Genomic DNA, 16,510 nt, shown 5'->3' with positions numbered 1-16,510 from the left:
CACTCCTATAAAAAAGCGAAACATTAACTCCAGGATTGTTTAAGCATTATCCATTTGGCGCTAATGTTTCACCTCTATTTTATATTCTGATGTTATTACTTAGTGAATGTGTAAAGGTTACCGAAGTTATAATAGTTCGTGTTGTCGAAGTCTGATTTAACGACGTTCTTCGTATCGAAGATAATCGCATCCTTCATGCCTTCGAAGTCCGCGTCAGTCAACTGTTTGAACTCAGAATGATCGCTTAACACAAGGACAAGTGAACTGTCTTTGACAGCTGTCTTGATATCTTTCTCCACGAAATCCAGTTCTACGTGCGGATCGTATGCAACGACATCGTAGTCCAGGTCTTTCAGCATCTCATAGATATCGAATGCCGGTGATTCGCGGATATCATCCACGTCCCCCTTATAAGTTAAGCCGAAGACTGTCAGTTTCTTGCCGTCTACTGCTTTTAAGATTTCTTTAGCTTTGTTGACGACGTAATGCGGCATCTGGTTATTGATCTTACGGCCGACCTGAATAATGTCTGTGTTGATCGGGTCTTTCGCGATGATGAAGTACGGGTCAACAGCGAGACAGTGACCGCCGACACCCGGACCTGGCTGGTGCAGGTTGACACGTGGATGCTTGTTCGCCATCTCGATGACATCAAGTGCGTTGATATCAAGCTGGTTACATACTTTAGCGAGTTCGTTCGCAAGCGCGATGTTGACATCACGATATGTATTTTCCATCAACTTACTCATCTCAGCTGTTTTTGCGTCAGTTTCGATCATTTCACCTTGCACAAATGTACCATAGACCTTCTTACCTGCTTCGATACAGTTCTGTGTCACGCCACCGATAATACGGTTGTTGTAGATAAGTTCGTGCATGATCTGTCCAGGTAATACGCGTTCCGGACAGTGGACGAGGAAGATATCCTCACCGATCGTGAAGCCTTTGGATTCAACGAGGGGTTTCACAAAGTCATCCATCGTACGCGGTGCGATTGTTGATTCCACGATGATGACATTGCCTTTCTCGACTAAAGGTAACACGGATTCAACAGCAGTCATGACCATAGAGATATCACATGATTTGAACTGGTCAGCATTGTTCGGTGTCGGCACTGCAATGATGAAACAGTCAGCTGGCTCCGGCTTTGTCGTCGCTTTGAATCTGCCGCTCGCCAGCACTTCTTCGAATGCTTCCTGAAGGCCTGGCTCCTCAATATGAATCTTACCGCTGTTCAGTGAATCAACAGCTTTCTGATTGATGTCGACGCCGACGACGTCCACACCATGTTTTGCGAACATGATGGATGTCGGTAATCCGATGTATCCAAGTCCTACTGTTGTTAATTTCAAAATAATCCCGCCTTCAATTTAATAGTGATGGATATAGAGCCGGTAAAATGAGTGGCTTTATAACCCTTATAAACATTATAATTATAATCAATCCCGTTTAAAGAATCAAGATATAGTGAAACACTGTAAAGGTAACGTATATGAAAGAATATTACAACTAAAAAAGTGTTATCCTTATTATAACAGATAGCTCAAAATTAAAAAGTTGTTGTTCCTACCCCTATTAAGTATAATAAGAGCATTTAAAAAAAGAAGTCAGGTGACCTACTAGTGAAAAAACCGATAAAAATACTGCTGATCCTCCTGAGCCTCAGTCTCATCATAGCACCCGCTGCCTATGCCAGCTATCTTTATTCCCAGACTAAAAATGCGGTGGATAAGTCCTATACGAAGAATACGGGTCAGTCGAAACTCAGAGAAGAAACAGTCAATCCGGCGATGAATCATGTCTCCATCCTCTTCCTCGGCATCGATGACAGTCCGGCTCGTCGTGAAAACGGTCAGGCGATAGAGCAAGCACGTACTGATGCCATGATTCTGGCGACATTCAACCGTGACAAACGTCAGGTCAGACTCGTCAGCATCCCGCGTGATACGCTGAGTTATATCCCATCCGTCGGCTACTACGACAAAATCACTCATGCCCATGCGGACGGCGGTCCGACTTCTTCCATGAATGCGGTTGAGACGCTCTTCAATGTGCCGGTCGACTATTACGTGCGCATCAATATGCAGGCATTCGTTGATATTATCGATGAACTCGGCGGCATCTACTTCAACGTCCCGTTTGATATCAATGAACCGACGAAAAATGATCACGGCCGCATCAAAGTCCAGCAAGGCTATCAGAAGATCAACGGGGATCAGGCACTCGCACTCGTCCGCAGCCGCCACGTCGACACTGACCTCGGACGCGGCAGACGACAGGTCGAGATGATTGAAGCCATAATGAAGAAAGCGAAGAACACAGATTCACTGGCGAAGATCGATGAACTTGTTGAGATTGTCGGCAATAATGCGAAGCATAACATGACATTTGATGACATCACCTCGCTCGCAGCCACTTACTCTAAAGGTGACGTAGAATTCAAGCGTGCACAGATTGGCGGCACCCATTATATGTACAATGAAATCTATTATTATAAGCCCGATTTCTCAGAAGTCTCAGAAACAGCTAGTCTTCTGCGTAAGGACCTTAATCTGCCTGCAGCATCAGATCAAGACCTGCTGAGCTATAAAGTAACCAGACTATACGGTGACCTGATTCCCCTGATGCCGCTTGAGATTGATGGCGTCAATAAAGATTACAATGAGAAGTTCGGTCACACAGGAGAAACGGCTGAACAGACAACTGAGGCGACGGATAGTGACTAAGCTTAAGGAAAGGATGGTTATATGACAACTCGTAAAACGTATGAAAAATATCATCAGATCAACGAAATGTTCAACCGTCTGGAACATCAGATAGTAGAAAGCGGCGACCTCGCCTATATGCGTCAGCAGTTCTTCTTTTTAGATGAGCATCATCATATGAACTATGAATCACTAAGACTCTACTATCACCAGTCAGATGACAGTCCGCTTATTGATGGTGCCTGTTACCTGATAGCGATACCTGAGATATTCGAACAGCTCAATATCTTTGATTACGAGGTCCCGTTTGACTTTATCTTTGACAACAATGAACTGAGCGCGACCTTCCAGGAACTGGACATCTACTACCAGTACATGCTGGCAGCAGCACTTGAAGTATCAGACGTGAAGATCTTCAATCCATCCGGCTACTCACTTGGTATGAACAGCTGGAATCTGGTCCAGATGAGACTATTCTGGCAATATACAGCCATCATCAGACGTGACGCACAATAAAACAATTCACGCCCATCCATTATGAGGATGGGCGTATTTTTGTGGATTGAAGACAGGTGACGGACAATCAATCGAAGTTATCGATCATTACTTCGAAACTACACTTATCAAAACATTTATATCGTATATTCTTTGTTTATAGACACAAATCTTCTTTTATTTCGATATATAAGACAGGTAGATGTTTATGTTATAAAAATCTTTTAACTTGTGTAAATTTTTAAACATCAATATTAAAGTATCATTACAAGATGAAAGCAGCTCTGTATTTATCAATGTAAAAATTTTATACTGAAAAAGATTCAAATCCCATGTAAATGAGAGGAAAAACAATGAATTCTAAATTCTACTACAAATCTTCAACCCTCCTGATGATGCTGCTTGCAGGTCACACTGTATCTGCTCATGCTGCTGATGACTCAGTTACTACTGAAAAGAGTGAAGATAATGATCAAAAATCCCCATCTGAAGCGGAAGCCGTCACTTATCCGGTAGCTCAGACAATAGATGCGTCTGCAAAACCTTACAACCTTGAAATAAAATCAACTGAAGAAGTCAAAACTGAAGCGGTTACCACTGAAGCGCCGACGACTGAAAAACCTGTAGTCAAAGCTGAAGAAGTCGAAACTGAACCTGTTATGACGGAAGCTGTGACGACTGAGGCACCGATGACTGAAAAACCTGCAGTCAATGCTGAAGAAGTCAAAGCTGAACCTGTGACGACTGAAGCTGCGACCACTGAAACGCCGACGACTGAAAAACCCGCAGGCCAAGCTGAAGAAGTCAAAGCTGAACCTGTGACGACGGAAGCTGCGACGACTGAGACGCCGACAACTGAAAAACCTGCAGTCCAAGCTGAAGAAGTTGAAACTGAACCTGTGACGACAGAAGCAGCGACAACTGAAACGCCGACGACTGAAAAACCTGCAGTCCAAGCTGAAGAAGTCGAAACTGAACCTGTTACGACGGAAGCGCCGACGACTGAAAAACCTGCAGCAGAAACCAAAGTAGTCAAAACTGAAGTCACTACGACTGAATTGCCAGTCACTCAGTCAGTGTTAAGAAAAAAAACTACGGTAAAAAGAGCTTCAACTACTGAAGTAGCTGTCGCTAAAAAACCGTCAAAGTCTTCTCTTTCGACACGGTCATTCTCATTAGCTGCGCCATCCACAACGCGGACACTGACAGCCTCAACTACAACAGCGACTGCTCCTGCGTCAATCAATGATTATATCTTGTCACAGAACTATGTCGTGCCGACTTATAAGCAGGATTTCGCTCCTGAGTTGCCTCAGCTTGCTTACCGCAATGGTGCTGCTAAGCCTGAAGGTGTCGTGGCCCATGAAACTGCGAATCCGACATCCACGATTTACGGTGAAGTGGCTTATATGAAGAATAACTGGCAGAATGCCTTCGTTCATGCCTTCATCGATGATAATGAGATCATCGAGACTGCGAACACTGATTATATAGCGTGGGGTTCTGGTGCAGCGGGTAATGCCCGTTTCATTCAGGTCGAACTTGTACGCGTCTACGGTAAGGATCGTTTCGCTAAAGCAATCAACAATTACGCTGACTATATCGCGATGAATCTGCACTACTATGGCCTGCCTGTCGACTCTGCTGAATATGATGGACAGGGAACACTGTGGTCACATAAAGCGGTCTCTAATTATCTCGGAGGAACTGACCATACGGATCCTTACGGCTGGTTCCAGGAAAACGGCTACACAATGGACGATCTTGCAGCGCTGGTGACACTTAAATACAATCAGAAGGTACAGGCTCATGCAGGTACAGGACCTGTTGTCACAGTACCGACTCAGCCGACCGTTCCAACAGAGCCGACGACACCGACTGCCCCTGCTCCTGGGCCTCCTGTTGTCAGCAATGAGTATAAGCTGGCGCGTATCAAGACATCAACCGCACCCGTATTTTCAGCTGTAACTGATACCACTGCAACACCTGCTGCCGAGAAGAAAAACTACACTTACTATGTCAATAAAAAGGCAGATTACAATGGTAAGACATATTATGCGCTGACGGATGAAACAGGTGTAGGTCGCGGATGGGTTGAAGCAAGTAATCTGACACAGGCTACTCTCTCACCTGAAAAAACAGTGACATCGAAATTCAAAGTCAATTCACTGATATCAGGTATTTATAGTATGCCATGGGGTAAATATAGTCAGAAATATGATGACCTTGCTTCTCAAGTTAATCAGGCCTTTAATCCGACTAAAAAAGTCACAGTCAATTCAACTGATTACTATTTTGGTTCTATCAATGGTTACGATGGCTGGATCAGTGGAAAGCATCTAAGTGTACCTGATTCTACACTCGGCAATATCAGTCCTGTAATGATGTACGGTAAAACATTATATTCCGGAGCAACCGTCTACAAGGACATCACTCTGACTAATTCATATAAAGACAGTACCCCTTATCGTCAGCTTTATATCACTAAAAAAGGAACTTCAGATGGTGAAACTTATTATCATGTTCTCAATGAAGCTTCTCAGGTAATGGGCTGGATTAATGACAATCAGATTCGTCAAACATCTGCTCAACTAGTTAGCACTGCTAAGATGCCATATAAAGTCAGCGCATCGACTGCAAAGATTTATACAATGCCATCTGGTGGTAGTGTACAACAATTAGTTAAAGATAAGAATTTAAAGAACCAATATTTTAATGTTGTCAGAACAGAGAAAATCGGTGGATCATTATGGATGAAAGGCGTGGTCTCATCCAATAATACTGTAGGTTGGATAGCAGCTGACTACCTCACAGAACAGTCTTCAGTATTCCAGGAGATGAAACGTGTCAGTATGATGGGCAAGACATTAATCAAAGGGTCAACGGTTTACTTGGATAACGATCTTAGGACGAAGCGTGCGACAAAGAGTTATAATATGAACTACTTCGTACAAAGCCAGGCCAAGCAAGGCGATACAGTTTATTACTACGCTGTCGACCATTTAAGCAGACCTGTCGGCTGGATAAGTGACGCTGAGATTCAGCAGGCTTCAAGACGTATTGTCAGTACGAACAAAAAAACTTATGTGATCAGCACTCCTGCTTCATATCTGTATAATACTGCAGCCGGTACGAAATATCAGCGAGTTGAGCCATTAAGCGATAAACTGGGTACACCATTCCATATCATTCGCACAGAAAAAATAGGTACTGCTTTATGGCATAAAGGAAGACTTGAAAACAGTACGACATACGGCTGGATTGCAGATCGTTTCTTAAGCCGTTTAACCGAAGTCGCTGTTCCTGCAGCGGCAACGTTAGATGCGGCAGTAGCGAAACAGATGGCATTACCTGACAGCTCTAAACCAAAAGTCGTCTATGCAGATCAATATGGTCGTACACTGACTCGTAACGCCACTGAAGCAGAGGTTCGTGCAAATATTGATTCTTCGAAGTTCAGTTCTGACAGTATCCAGAAATATCAGTTCCTGAATCTGAACAAATCTCAAGGTATCACAGCTACTGTGCTTAATGCACTGCTTACTGGTATGGGCATTCTCGAAAACCAAGGAACAGCATTTGCTGAGGCCGCAAAACTTTATAATATCAATGAAATCTACCTGATCAGTCATGCACTCCTTGAGACGGGTAACGGTACGAGCCAGCTGAGTAACGGTATGGGATATAACCCATCTACAAAACAAGCTTATACTACAACGACCGGCACAAAGTATTACAATATGTATGGCACAGGCGCGGTCGACCACAATGCGCTCAATGGGGGTACTTCATATGCATATAGTCAAGGCTGGGACACGCCTGCTAAAGCAATTGTCGGTGGTGCTCAGTTCGTCGCTCAGAACTATTTCGGCAATAAGCAGCTGACGCTTTATCAGATGCGCTGGAATCCGGCGAACCCTGCTACTCATCAGTATGCAACTGATATTAAATGGGCAGCAAAAAATGCTTATCGTCTAGCTGACTTCTACCGTCGTATCGAACTGACTGGTCTGAACTTCCTGATTGACCAGTATAAATAAACAGCGAACAGCCCGGACTTTTGGTCCGGGCTGTTTTTTTAATGAAAAAGTCACGGTTCTCAGAGGATTATCTCCGGAACCATGACTTTTTACTATTGAAATTTAAAGGGGTCTCTGATGCTGAAGGAATGATAGATTTTCTCCAGGATTCCGATCAGCGCCTCTGCTTCTTCTGCATTCAACTCTTTCAAAAAGCTGCGCACGACTTTTGCTTTGATGTCGTCCGCCATCTTCACGATTCCTTCCCCTTTGTCTGTCACTTTAAGAACAGTCGAACGTAAATCATACATACTCTGTTCTTTCGTAATGAATCCGTGCTCAGTGAGCTTCTTGATGGAGCGCGAAATAGCGGTCTGTTCCTTACTCATCTTGAAGATCAGCTTTTTCTGAGTCATGTTCTCTTCGTTCCGGATCAGTTCCAGCATATAGATCTGCTCTCTCGAGATGCTGTAGTCGGCGAGTTCGATTGCAGTGATCTCATCTATCTTCGCGTTGACGAAGTAAATAAGCTGACCGAATCTTTTTAAACGTTGGTCTTCCATAGGGTTTCTCCTTAATATATAACAGGTTATTCAAATTATAATCTAACCGGAAATGTTGTGCAATCTTTCTCATGACAATTTTATAATTAGTAGCCTACTATCTAAATGCTTGACTGATAATCTCAGAGGAAGCGTTTTCTTACTTTGCTGTAGAAGTCCGTCGCCAGAAGCGCTTTGTTCTGGCACTTCATGATGTGCGAGGCTTTCTCGTCCACTGTCAGTGAACGGCCGTTCGTAAAGTAGATGGTCGTTCTATCATAGTCGATGGCCTGCAGGTAGTGCTGGCTGTTGATATACCACATCTCGTAGCTATCGCGGGTATGCAAGGGGAAGAAGACCAGATTCAGCGGCGCATCGATGATGACAGGTGCGTACTGCGTGTATTTCATCATCGATTTCATTGATTCACGGCTCGCCGTCAGACTGCTGTTCAGCATGCGCAGTGTTTCATTCAGCAGCTGATCAGGCGTGTGGGTGACCCACTCAGTTTCACCGTCGTAAAAAGCAATTTCAGTCATTCCTTTTGTATCATTAGTCCTCCGAATATAAACAACATGACTCCCGACAAACTGTTTCATAACAGAACCCCTCCTACTCAATATAAGCACATTATAAGGTTTCAGTCCCAAAAAGAGATAATTAGAGCTAAAAATTAACAATATACACATATAACTTAATAAAATCCACAAATCTGACTTAAAAACCGATTTCTCATCTGAGCTTCCGCCCTCTATGATGGACTTATCCGGAAATCATCAGTCGATCGATCGCGTCAGGAGCTCTTATGTTTGATGAATGGCACACGAAGTATGACCGCATGATCCATCATCTGCTGCACAAGTACCGCATCTCTTATGACCGTGATGATTATTATCAGCTGGCTCTGATCAGATTATGGCAGATCAGTCAGAGCTATGATAGCAGTCAGACGAAGAATGAAGCGCACTATGTCTATATTCAGCTGAAGTTCTGCCTGATCGATGAGATCAGACGGCGCATGAAATATCAGGCGCGCTTCCTTCTGATGGAACAGGACGTGGTGCCTGAACAGTGCGCCCCCGACTCTTACTCGCTCTGTCAGGAGACGCTGAGTCCTGACGAGAAGGAGTGGTACCGTCTGACTGATGCCGGTTATTCCAGCACAGAAATCGCCGGCAGAATGCAGCGCACCTCTTCTCAGGTGAAGTATATCCGTAAAAAAGCGCAGCACAAATTGCGACAAAATAATGATTTGCCATTTTAATCTGACGCTTAATTTAGTATAATGACGCATAGTATATTTAGAGGAGGCTAGAATATGGATATCGCTAAAGTAGGCAATGTTGTGGAATTTCATGAAGGATTACGTGGTAAAGTGGAAAAGGTGAACGAAAACTCTGTTATCGTCGACCTGACTATCATGGATAATTTCGAACAGCTTGATCAGCCGGAAAAAACAGTCATCAACCACAAACGCTACAAAATCATCAATGACTAAATGGCTGAGCCGACCTTCTCTTTTTCTGATGTCATTCCTGTTCTTTCATCTGCTTATCTTTGTGGCGCGAGATACAGAACGGGTATTCTGGCATATGGTCACTGGTATCTTCCTGCTGACGACGTTCAGCTCCCTTGAATATAAAAGGAACCTTACGTCAAGAAGAATTGGCCAGTCCATCAGTACAGGTCTCCTGTCAGCAGCTGCACTGATAGCGGTCTATATAATAGCTGAGCACTTCATCCCTGCTGTCCGCTATCCCGCGGTCATGAAGACGCTGATCGATATCGGTGTGCATTACCGCTGGCAGCTGATGGTGTCACTCGCACTGACCGTACCGCTGCACGAGCTGTACTTCAGAACGATGCTGCAGGAGACAATCTCAAATCCCGCTCTTGCCGTGGTCGTGACCAGTCTGGCATCGGTCAGTCTCTTCATCTGGACGCTCAGTCCGCTGCAGCTCCTGACCTTATTCCTATTCCAGCTGGTCCTGGCGACAGGCTACCAGTATTCAAGACGGCTGATCACACCGATCACCGGCCAGATATTATCGGTCGTCATTCTGATACTGCTTTACACATAGACAGCACCTTCAACGGGTGCTGTTCTTTTTTTGCCATTCTTTCAATGTATAGTACAGCTCGTCCTGCAGGTACGGGTCTTCTTTGAAGCCCTTCAGGCTCACATGCTCCGCCCGGAAATCCATGAGCTCATAGGTCGTCGTCCGCTGTCTGAACTGCAGCTGCATGTGTGTCAGGCCGGATATATCCTGCGGCGTACCGACATGCCAAGTGCTGTCGATGACTTCATTCAGGTCAGAGTTCGACAGCATCAGATCCACCCCTTCAGTCGCCCGGAGCATCTTGTCGTACGAGGAGACTTTCGCGATATCACCGTAGTACAGGACGATGACGTAATCAGGATTCTCCTTGTCGCGCATATGGCGGATCCAGCGACGTGCCGCATGAATCGTGCGCTCCATATAGAAGACGTCGCTGTAATGCTTACGGAAGTCAAGCGTCGCCGTCATACCGAGTATACCGACCTTCATCGTACCGACCTGCCTGAGGATGTAAGGTGTGTTGAAGAACGCCTCCTTTGTCCGCGGATGGAGGATATTCGCACTCAGAAAGGGAAACTGCGCCATCGCCTGAGTCTGACTGAAGAAGCCGAGTCCCTTGGCCAGGTCACCTGCGCTGATGCCGCTTGCATCATAGCCGATCTGGTTCATGGCCATCATGACGGGATTCCGCTTATAGTTCCGCTCTTCAGCGATAAAGTCAGCGTCCGGAGAGCCGCAGAACGTATTGGCGTTGTTCAGCACCAGCAGATGCGGTGAGTTACGACGGACTTTTTTGATATAGCTGGCCGCTTTAAGAAGATTGGTCTCCGAGAAGAGCATGCCCTCTATGTTATTTGTTGCTATAATATGTATATCAAGATTATGCATGCGATTCACCCTTTTTCATTATACCAAATATTGATACAGGAGTACCTATGAATCAGTTGAAACGATCTATCATCATCCATTTAGTCATCACGCTGTCATTATCCCTGCTGTCTTTCTTCCTGATCTACAGCCATGAGAAGGAGACAGAGGAGATGAACATCACCCGCAATATGAGTCTGCATCAGCAGCAGATTGAATCATTCATTGACGATGCAATCGGTTCAGTCGAGACGCTCGCGACTGTTATAGACGTCGCGCCGGATGACGGGGCAATTCTGACCTCATTCAGCCGCATCCGCTCCCGTGATGCGCGCTACAAGGCCATCAATATCATCGACCAGACCGGGACAGCCATCCTGTCATCCAACCGGCGCATTGTCGGTTCTTCTGAGCATCCCTATGCATTCTATAAGAAAAACCTTAATCCGCAGAATGTCTCCATCAACTTCAATACGGAGGAACTGAACGGTATTGATGATATCTATATCTCAAAGCTCATCAGCTATAAGGGACGTACGGTCGCATTGGTGGCTGAAATGGATATCAATACGATGATGTCTGCGATCGATGCGATACAGGGCCCTCTCAAAGTCGAACTCTCAGACCTGAACAGCAATAATATCTTCAGCTCATCGCAGCCACAGGATGCAACATTGACAAGAACATCACCTCTGCAGAATGTGGACTGGAAGCTCACCCTTATCTCGACCCGTGACTTCCTGCTGGAATCCTTCAAGAAGACAGGCATTCTGTTTCTGCTCTTCACATTGATTGTCGCGACCATCCAGCTCTTCTTCAACATCTATGAGCGTCATAAGGAGAAACTTCATCTGATTGACGAGATCAATGTGCAGAAGAAGGAGCTGATCGGCATGCTTGCAGCGAATACCGCACATGAAATCAAAAATCCCCTGACATCTGTCAGAGGATTTGTCGAACTGCTGGAGCTGAAATATGACCGCAACGGGCAGGACCCGCATTTTGCCATCATTATGAGTGAGATTGACCGCATCTCTGACATCGTCGGTCAGTTTCTTCTGCTCGGCAAGCCGACTGAACTGAGCGATGAGCCGAGTGATGTGATCGCCGTCATCAAGGATACCACCCATTTTATAATGTATGACTTTGAGCACCATCAGATGCGCCTGTACAGCAGGTTTCAGCATGCTGAACTGTATACACCGATGTCCCATGATCAGCTGAAGCAGGTCCTGATCAATCTGCTGCAGAATGCCAAGGAAGCGATACCGGAAGGCCGGAGAGGCATTATCGATATCAAGGTGCAGCTGCATGACGATATTGTCATCACGCTACGTGATAATGGCACAGGCATCGAGGAAAAAGAGCTGAAGCGTCTGTTCGAACCTTTCTATACCACAAAAGAGACAGGCACAGGGCTTGGCCTGCCAGTGACCCGCAATATGATTGAACTGGCCGGCGGTTCGATTGAAGTGCTGAGCACAGTCGATGTCGGCACGACATTCATCATCAGACTGCCGGTCAGCCAATCATCACCCGTTCTTTCGGATAATGATAGTTGACCGGTTCCGCCTTACCCCCCAGCATAATGACAAATGAGATAAGACCGACACGCCCGATAAACATCATCGCCATGATGACCAGCTTAGAGGGCGCTGTCAGTTCCGGGGTGATGCCGAGTGAGAGCCCGCATGTGCCGAATGCACTCATGACCTCGAAGTAAATCTCAAGAAACTGATGCTTGCCGTTCTCGAAGCCGAGAATGATGGCGAGACCGATAAAACAGATGGTGATGGCGAGCATCATCACAGCGAATGCCCGGTTCAGATCGACGGGATGTATCTCCTTGTTGAAGACCTGAATCGTCGTCCGGCCGTTGCTGAAGTTGATGAGGAAGAGAATCAGGATGGCGAAAGTCGTCGTTCTTATCCCGCCCCCCACTGAACTTGGAGAGGAACCGATGAACATCAGTCCCCCCATGAAGAACTGGGTGGCCTCAGTGAGTGCGCTGAGGTCTATCGTCGTCAGTCCGGCACTCCGTGTCGTTGACGACTGAAAGAGCGCGTAGAAGAACCCCTTATGCCAGGTCAGTCCCTTGAAGGCATTTCCTGCTTCCAGCAGATAGATGATGACCGTCCCCACCGTGAGCAGGAGCGCATAGGTGGACAACGTCAGTTTGGCGAACAGACTGAACCTGAAGTGAGGTGTTCTGTTCATGATGTAGTTCTTCACCTCAATGATAACCGGAAAGCCGATCGCACCGAGTACAATCTGGAGCATGACAATCGTCTGCACGAAATAATCATCTGCATAGGGATTAAGCGACTCACCGGTGATATCCAGTCCGCCGTTTGTGGTCGCCGCCACACTTGCAAACAGCCCCTGATAGAGCGCAGCCTTCGCATCATGCAGATCCTTATAGAAATAGAAGGCCAGAAGCAGGGCACCGACGAGTTCTATCGCGAACAGCACCTTGACGATCTCCCTCAGCAGGTTGACCACCCCTGTCATCTGCTCCTGGTTGTTATCTACCATGATCAGCTGTCGTTCCCGCATCCCTATCCGCTTGCCGAGGATGACCCAGACGAGCGTGCCCATCGCCATCACGCCCAGTCCGCCGGTATTCAGGATGATCAAGATGATGATCTGACCGAACAGCGAATAGGTATCGATGATGGTCACCGGCGTGAGACCTGTGACACTGATGCCTGATACGGCAAGGAACAGTGAATCGATATACGATACATGTACGCCCGGTCTATGGACACCCGGCAGTCTCAGCAGCAGAAATGATATGAGCATCGCCATGAGATAATAGAGCACGATCCACTGCTGCGGCGTTAATCGCCCTAACCTTTTCTTCAACGGATTCACGTCCTTATTTTAGCTTCACTTTCATGTGCTTCGTTTGACCCTGCCTGAAGACAGTCATGTCCATTGTGTCGCCTTTTTTGTGGTCATAGTAGAGGGCTTTACGGAACTGGACCAGGCCGTCAATCCTCTTACCCTCAATCTGAGTGATGATATCCTGCGGCTGGAGTCCGCCCGCTTCAGCTGCAGAGCGTGGTTCTACTGCCATGATCATGACACCTGCTGTGAGATCATCAGGCAGCCCCAGCTGCTGCTTGAGAGCATCAAGCTGAAGATGATTCATATCCTGCAGCTGAACACCAAGCGCCGGTCGCTCTATTCTGTGCTCAGTCTCCAGAATAGCTGATAGCTTCTTCACATCATTGGCCGGGACTGCAAAGCTGATGCCTTCCACATTATCAAGCGAAATCTTCATGGCGTTGATGCCCATCAGTTTACCGTCGTCATTGACCAGTGCACCGCCGGAGTTACCGGGATTGATGGCCGCATCCGTCTGAATGACGTTCGACTCCCAGTCGTACAGTCCGTCACCGTCCAGGTCGACTGGTACAGCACGGTTAAGTCCTGAGATGATCCCCTGTGACACGCTGCCGGCAAATGTCTGACTGAGCGGACTGCCGATCGCAATCGCTGTCTGACCGACGATGATGTCATCGCTGTCTGCAAACTCAATCTTACTGCTGATGTTCCCTTTAGGGACTTTGATGACCGCGAGATCCGTCCACTTGTCACTGCCGACCCTTTTCGCTGTCACTTTCCGGTTATCCGGCAGTGTCACCTGAATGCGCGTCGCATCCTTGATGACGTGATAGTTCGTGACGATATAGGCCTCCTTCTCTGTCAGCTTATAGATGACGCCGCTGCCGATACCGACCTCTGCCGGTACCTCGCTTTCATTGAGCAGATTGTTTGCCTTCTGCATATTGACGACGCTGACGACATTTCTGTGCGTCTTCTGAATCGCTCTCTCCGTCGGTGTCAACGGGTCGATGACTGCTGGCTTCGGTTCCGGTGCAGTCTGAAATAAGTTCCAGAGCAGCATGACCGCTATACCGAGCAGAAAGGCCGGAATGAGCAACAGCCAGCTGAAGCGTGAACGCTTGTCAGCGGGTCGGCTGTCAGGCGGCTTCGGTGCCGCCTCCTCAGGTGCCGTCTCTTCTATCTTCTCCGCGACCGGCATATCCCTGCCGATTGGTTCTGCAGTGACCGGTTCCTGAATCATGACAGGTGCCGCCGCTACTGACAGCGATTCGCCTTCTGTCTGAGCAGATTCTGTTACGGTATGCGCTTCAGCCGCTTCTTCCTCGTGATGTCTGAAGCGACGTCTCGGTCTGTTGTAATACTTTCTGTGTATCGTGATTTTCCCCAATGTCATCCCCCTAAATCTACAGCAGACTATAGAGCTTGATCTCAGGGAATTTGTCCTGGAACCAGCGCGTCGCAAATTCATTCTCGAACAGGAAGACCTTGTTGTCATAGCGGTCATCCACCAGAATCGAACGGCTTGAGTTCATCGCATCCGTGATGGCCCCCTCGTTCTCGATCCAGCGGGCGATCTTGCGGCCGACCGGCTCCATGATGACGTCGACGTTGTACTCGTTCTTCATACGGTGCTCGAACACTTCGAACTGCAGCTGTCCGACAGCACCCAGTATGATCTGGTTCGTATAGAGCGTCTTATAGAGCTGAATCGCGCCTTCCTGCACAAGCTGCTCAATCCCTTTGTGGAAGTGCTTCTGTTTCATGACGTTCTTCGCGCTGACCTTCATGAAGATCTCCGGCGTGAACTGCGGCAGCTTCTCGAAATGGAACTTCTGATTCGCACCGACCAATGTGTCGCCGATCTGATAGTTGCCTGAGTCATACAGGCCGATGATGTCACCGCTGACTGCATGATTGACGGTCTGGGTGTCGTCCGCCATAAATGTTGTTGAGCGGGAGATCTTCAGCTTCTTGCCGGTACGCGTCAGTGTGACATCCATGCCCCGTTCGAACGCCCCTGAAACAATCCGCATAAAGGCGATTCTATCGCGGTGAGCGGGATTCATATTGGCCTGAATCTTGAAGATAAAGCCTGAGAACTGCTCCTCGAACGGACTGACGACGTCACCTTCAGCTGTGGTGCGGCCGGATGGCATCGGTGCGAAATCAACGTAGGCGTTCAGGAAGTTCTGGACACCGAAGTTTGCGAGCGCAGATCCGAAGAAGACCGGTGTCAGGTCGCCTGTCAGCAGTTTCTCCTCATCGAACTCTTCACCGGCACCGTCCACCAGCATCAGTTCCTCGATCGCCGTCTCGAATGCCACATCGTTCTGGATCGGATGTGCTTCTGTCAGTTCGAAGTCCTCATTCAGATGCAGTACGTTCTCCTCGTCACGGAAGGGTTCGATTGTCTTATGCTTACGGTCGATGATACCGAAGAATGACTGCCCCATCCCGATCGGCCAGTTCATCGGATAGGTCTCGATCTCGAGGGTCTTCTCAATCTCCTCCAGCAGGTCATACGGCTCCTTGCCGACACGGTCCAGTTTGTTGATGAAGGTGAAGATCGGAATACCGCGCATCTTACAGACCTTGAAGAGCTTCAGTGTCTGCGGCTCTATCCCTTTAGCGGCATCGATGACCATGACAGCGCTGTCAACAGCCATCAGTGTTCTGTATGTATCCTCTGAGAAGTCCTCGTGCCCCGGTGTATCGAGGATATTGATCTTGTAGTGGTCGTAATCGAACTGCATGACGGAACTCGTCACCGAGATACCCCGTTCCTTCTCGACGTCCATCCAGTCACTTGTCGCGAACTTACCTGTTTTCTTACCCTTGACAGTCCCCGCCTCGCGGATGGCACCACCGAATAACAATAACTTCTCCGTCAGTGTCGTTTTACCGGCATCGGGGTGAGAGATGATGGCAAAGGTCTTTCTCGTTTCTACTTCCTGTTTTAATGTCATAAT

At 47.3% G+C, this 16,510-nt stretch carries 14 protein-coding genes; 7 read left to right on the top strand and 7 right to left on the bottom strand.

What is annotated here, in order from left to right:
- Positions 1 to 95: 95 nt before the first annotated feature.
- Complete coding sequence (locus tag ERX40_RS01290) at positions 96 to 1,352, bottom strand: nucleotide sugar dehydrogenase (protein WP_133416690.1); 1,257 nt, start codon at positions 1,350 to 1,352, stop codon at positions 96 to 98.
- Between the two features lie 270 nt (positions 1,353 to 1,622).
- On the opposite strand from ERX40_RS01290, the gene ERX40_RS01285 reads away from it, so the two are divergent.
- The 3 genes from ERX40_RS01285 to ERX40_RS01275 all read left to right on the top strand — a co-directional run bounded on the left by ERX40_RS01285 (position 1,623) and on the right by ERX40_RS01275 (position 7,240).
- Positions 1,623 to 2,726, top strand: a complete 1,104-nt coding sequence (locus ERX40_RS01285) for an LCP family protein (RefSeq protein WP_133416689.1) — start codon at positions 1,623 to 1,625, stop codon at positions 2,724 to 2,726.
- 21 nt (positions 2,727 to 2,747) lie between these two features.
- Positions 2,748 to 3,221: a DUF2538 family protein gene (locus tag ERX40_RS01280; RefSeq protein WP_133416688.1), complete on the top strand. Its 474-nt coding sequence runs from the start codon at positions 2,748 to 2,750 to the stop codon at positions 3,219 to 3,221.
- A 332-nt stretch (positions 3,222 to 3,553) separates the two neighbouring features.
- Positions 3,554 to 7,240, top strand: coding sequence for an N-acetylmuramoyl-L-alanine amidase (locus ERX40_RS01275; RefSeq protein WP_165980614.1), 3,687 nt, complete (start codon positions 3,554 to 3,556; stop codon positions 7,238 to 7,240).
- 92 nt (positions 7,241 to 7,332) lie between these two features.
- Here the strand turns inward: ERX40_RS01275 and ERX40_RS01270 are convergent, their stop codons facing one another.
- A complete protein-coding gene (locus tag ERX40_RS01270; RefSeq protein WP_133416686.1) occupies positions 7,333 to 7,782 on the bottom strand; it encodes a MarR family winged helix-turn-helix transcriptional regulator in 450 nt (149 codons plus the stop codon).
- Positions 7,783 to 7,904: 122 nt separating this feature from the next.
- Entirely contained in the window at positions 7,905 to 8,360 is a 456-nt protein-coding gene (locus tag ERX40_RS01265) for a competence protein ComK (protein ID WP_165980613.1), read from the bottom strand.
- A 206-nt stretch (positions 8,361 to 8,566) separates the two neighbouring features.
- Between ERX40_RS01265 and ERX40_RS01260 the strand changes: the two genes are divergently transcribed.
- The 3 genes from ERX40_RS01260 to ERX40_RS01250 are packed head-to-tail and all read left to right on the top strand — an operon-like array spanning position 8,567 to position 9,842.
- Positions 8,567 to 9,025: a sigma-70 family RNA polymerase sigma factor gene (locus ERX40_RS01260; protein WP_133416684.1), complete on the top strand. Its 459-nt coding sequence runs from the start codon at positions 8,567 to 8,569 to the stop codon at positions 9,023 to 9,025.
- A 54-nt stretch (positions 9,026 to 9,079) separates the two neighbouring features.
- Positions 9,080 to 9,259 (top strand): YkvS family protein, encoded by a 180-nt coding sequence (locus tag ERX40_RS01255; RefSeq protein ID WP_133416683.1) that lies wholly within the window; start codon positions 9,080 to 9,082, stop codon positions 9,257 to 9,259.
- Positions 9,252 to 9,842: a CPBP family glutamic-type intramembrane protease gene (locus ERX40_RS01250; protein ID WP_133416682.1), complete on the top strand. Its 591-nt coding sequence runs from the start codon at positions 9,252 to 9,254 to the stop codon at positions 9,840 to 9,842. The genes ERX40_RS01255 and ERX40_RS01250 overlap by 8 nt, the downstream gene beginning before the upstream one ends.
- Before the next feature lie 9 nt (positions 9,843 to 9,851).
- Here the strand turns inward: ERX40_RS01250 and ERX40_RS01245 are convergent, their stop codons facing one another.
- Positions 9,852 to 10,709, bottom strand: a complete 858-nt coding sequence (locus ERX40_RS01245) for a bifunctional UDP-sugar hydrolase/5'-nucleotidase (RefSeq protein ID WP_133416681.1) — start codon at positions 10,707 to 10,709, stop codon at positions 9,852 to 9,854.
- 47 nt (positions 10,710 to 10,756) lie between these two features.
- Here ERX40_RS01245 and ERX40_RS01240 point away from each other — a divergent pair, with 47 nt between their 5' ends.
- Entirely contained in the window at positions 10,757 to 12,250 is a 1,494-nt protein-coding gene (locus tag ERX40_RS01240; protein WP_133416680.1) for an ATP-binding protein, read from the top strand.
- Here ERX40_RS01240 and ERX40_RS01235 read toward each other — a convergent pair.
- Genes ERX40_RS01235 through ERX40_RS01225 form a run of 3 tightly spaced genes read right to left on the bottom strand, consistent with a single transcriptional unit; the run spans position 12,210 to position 16,507 of the window.
- Positions 12,210 to 13,562, bottom strand: coding sequence for a TrkH family potassium uptake protein (locus ERX40_RS01235; RefSeq protein ID WP_243712884.1), 1,353 nt, complete (start codon positions 13,560 to 13,562; stop codon positions 12,210 to 12,212). The genes ERX40_RS01240 and ERX40_RS01235 overlap by 41 nt on opposite strands.
- 4 nt (positions 13,563 to 13,566) lie before the next feature.
- Entirely contained in the window at positions 13,567 to 14,928 is a 1,362-nt protein-coding gene (locus ERX40_RS01230; RefSeq protein ID WP_165980612.1) for a S1C family serine protease, read from the bottom strand.
- A gap of 16 nt (positions 14,929 to 14,944) precedes the next feature.
- Positions 14,945 to 16,507, bottom strand: a complete 1,563-nt coding sequence (locus ERX40_RS01225) for a peptide chain release factor 3 (protein ID WP_133416678.1) — start codon at positions 16,505 to 16,507, stop codon at positions 14,945 to 14,947.
- Positions 16,508 to 16,510: the final 3 nt, after the last annotated feature.

The organism is Macrococcus carouselicus (assembly GCF_004359515.1).
GTDB classification, from domain to species: Bacteria; Bacillota; Bacilli; order Staphylococcales; family Staphylococcaceae; genus Macrococcus; species Macrococcus carouselicus.
Note: the sequence above shows the minus strand (reverse complement) of the source record. Positions and strands in the feature narration are given on the sequence as shown.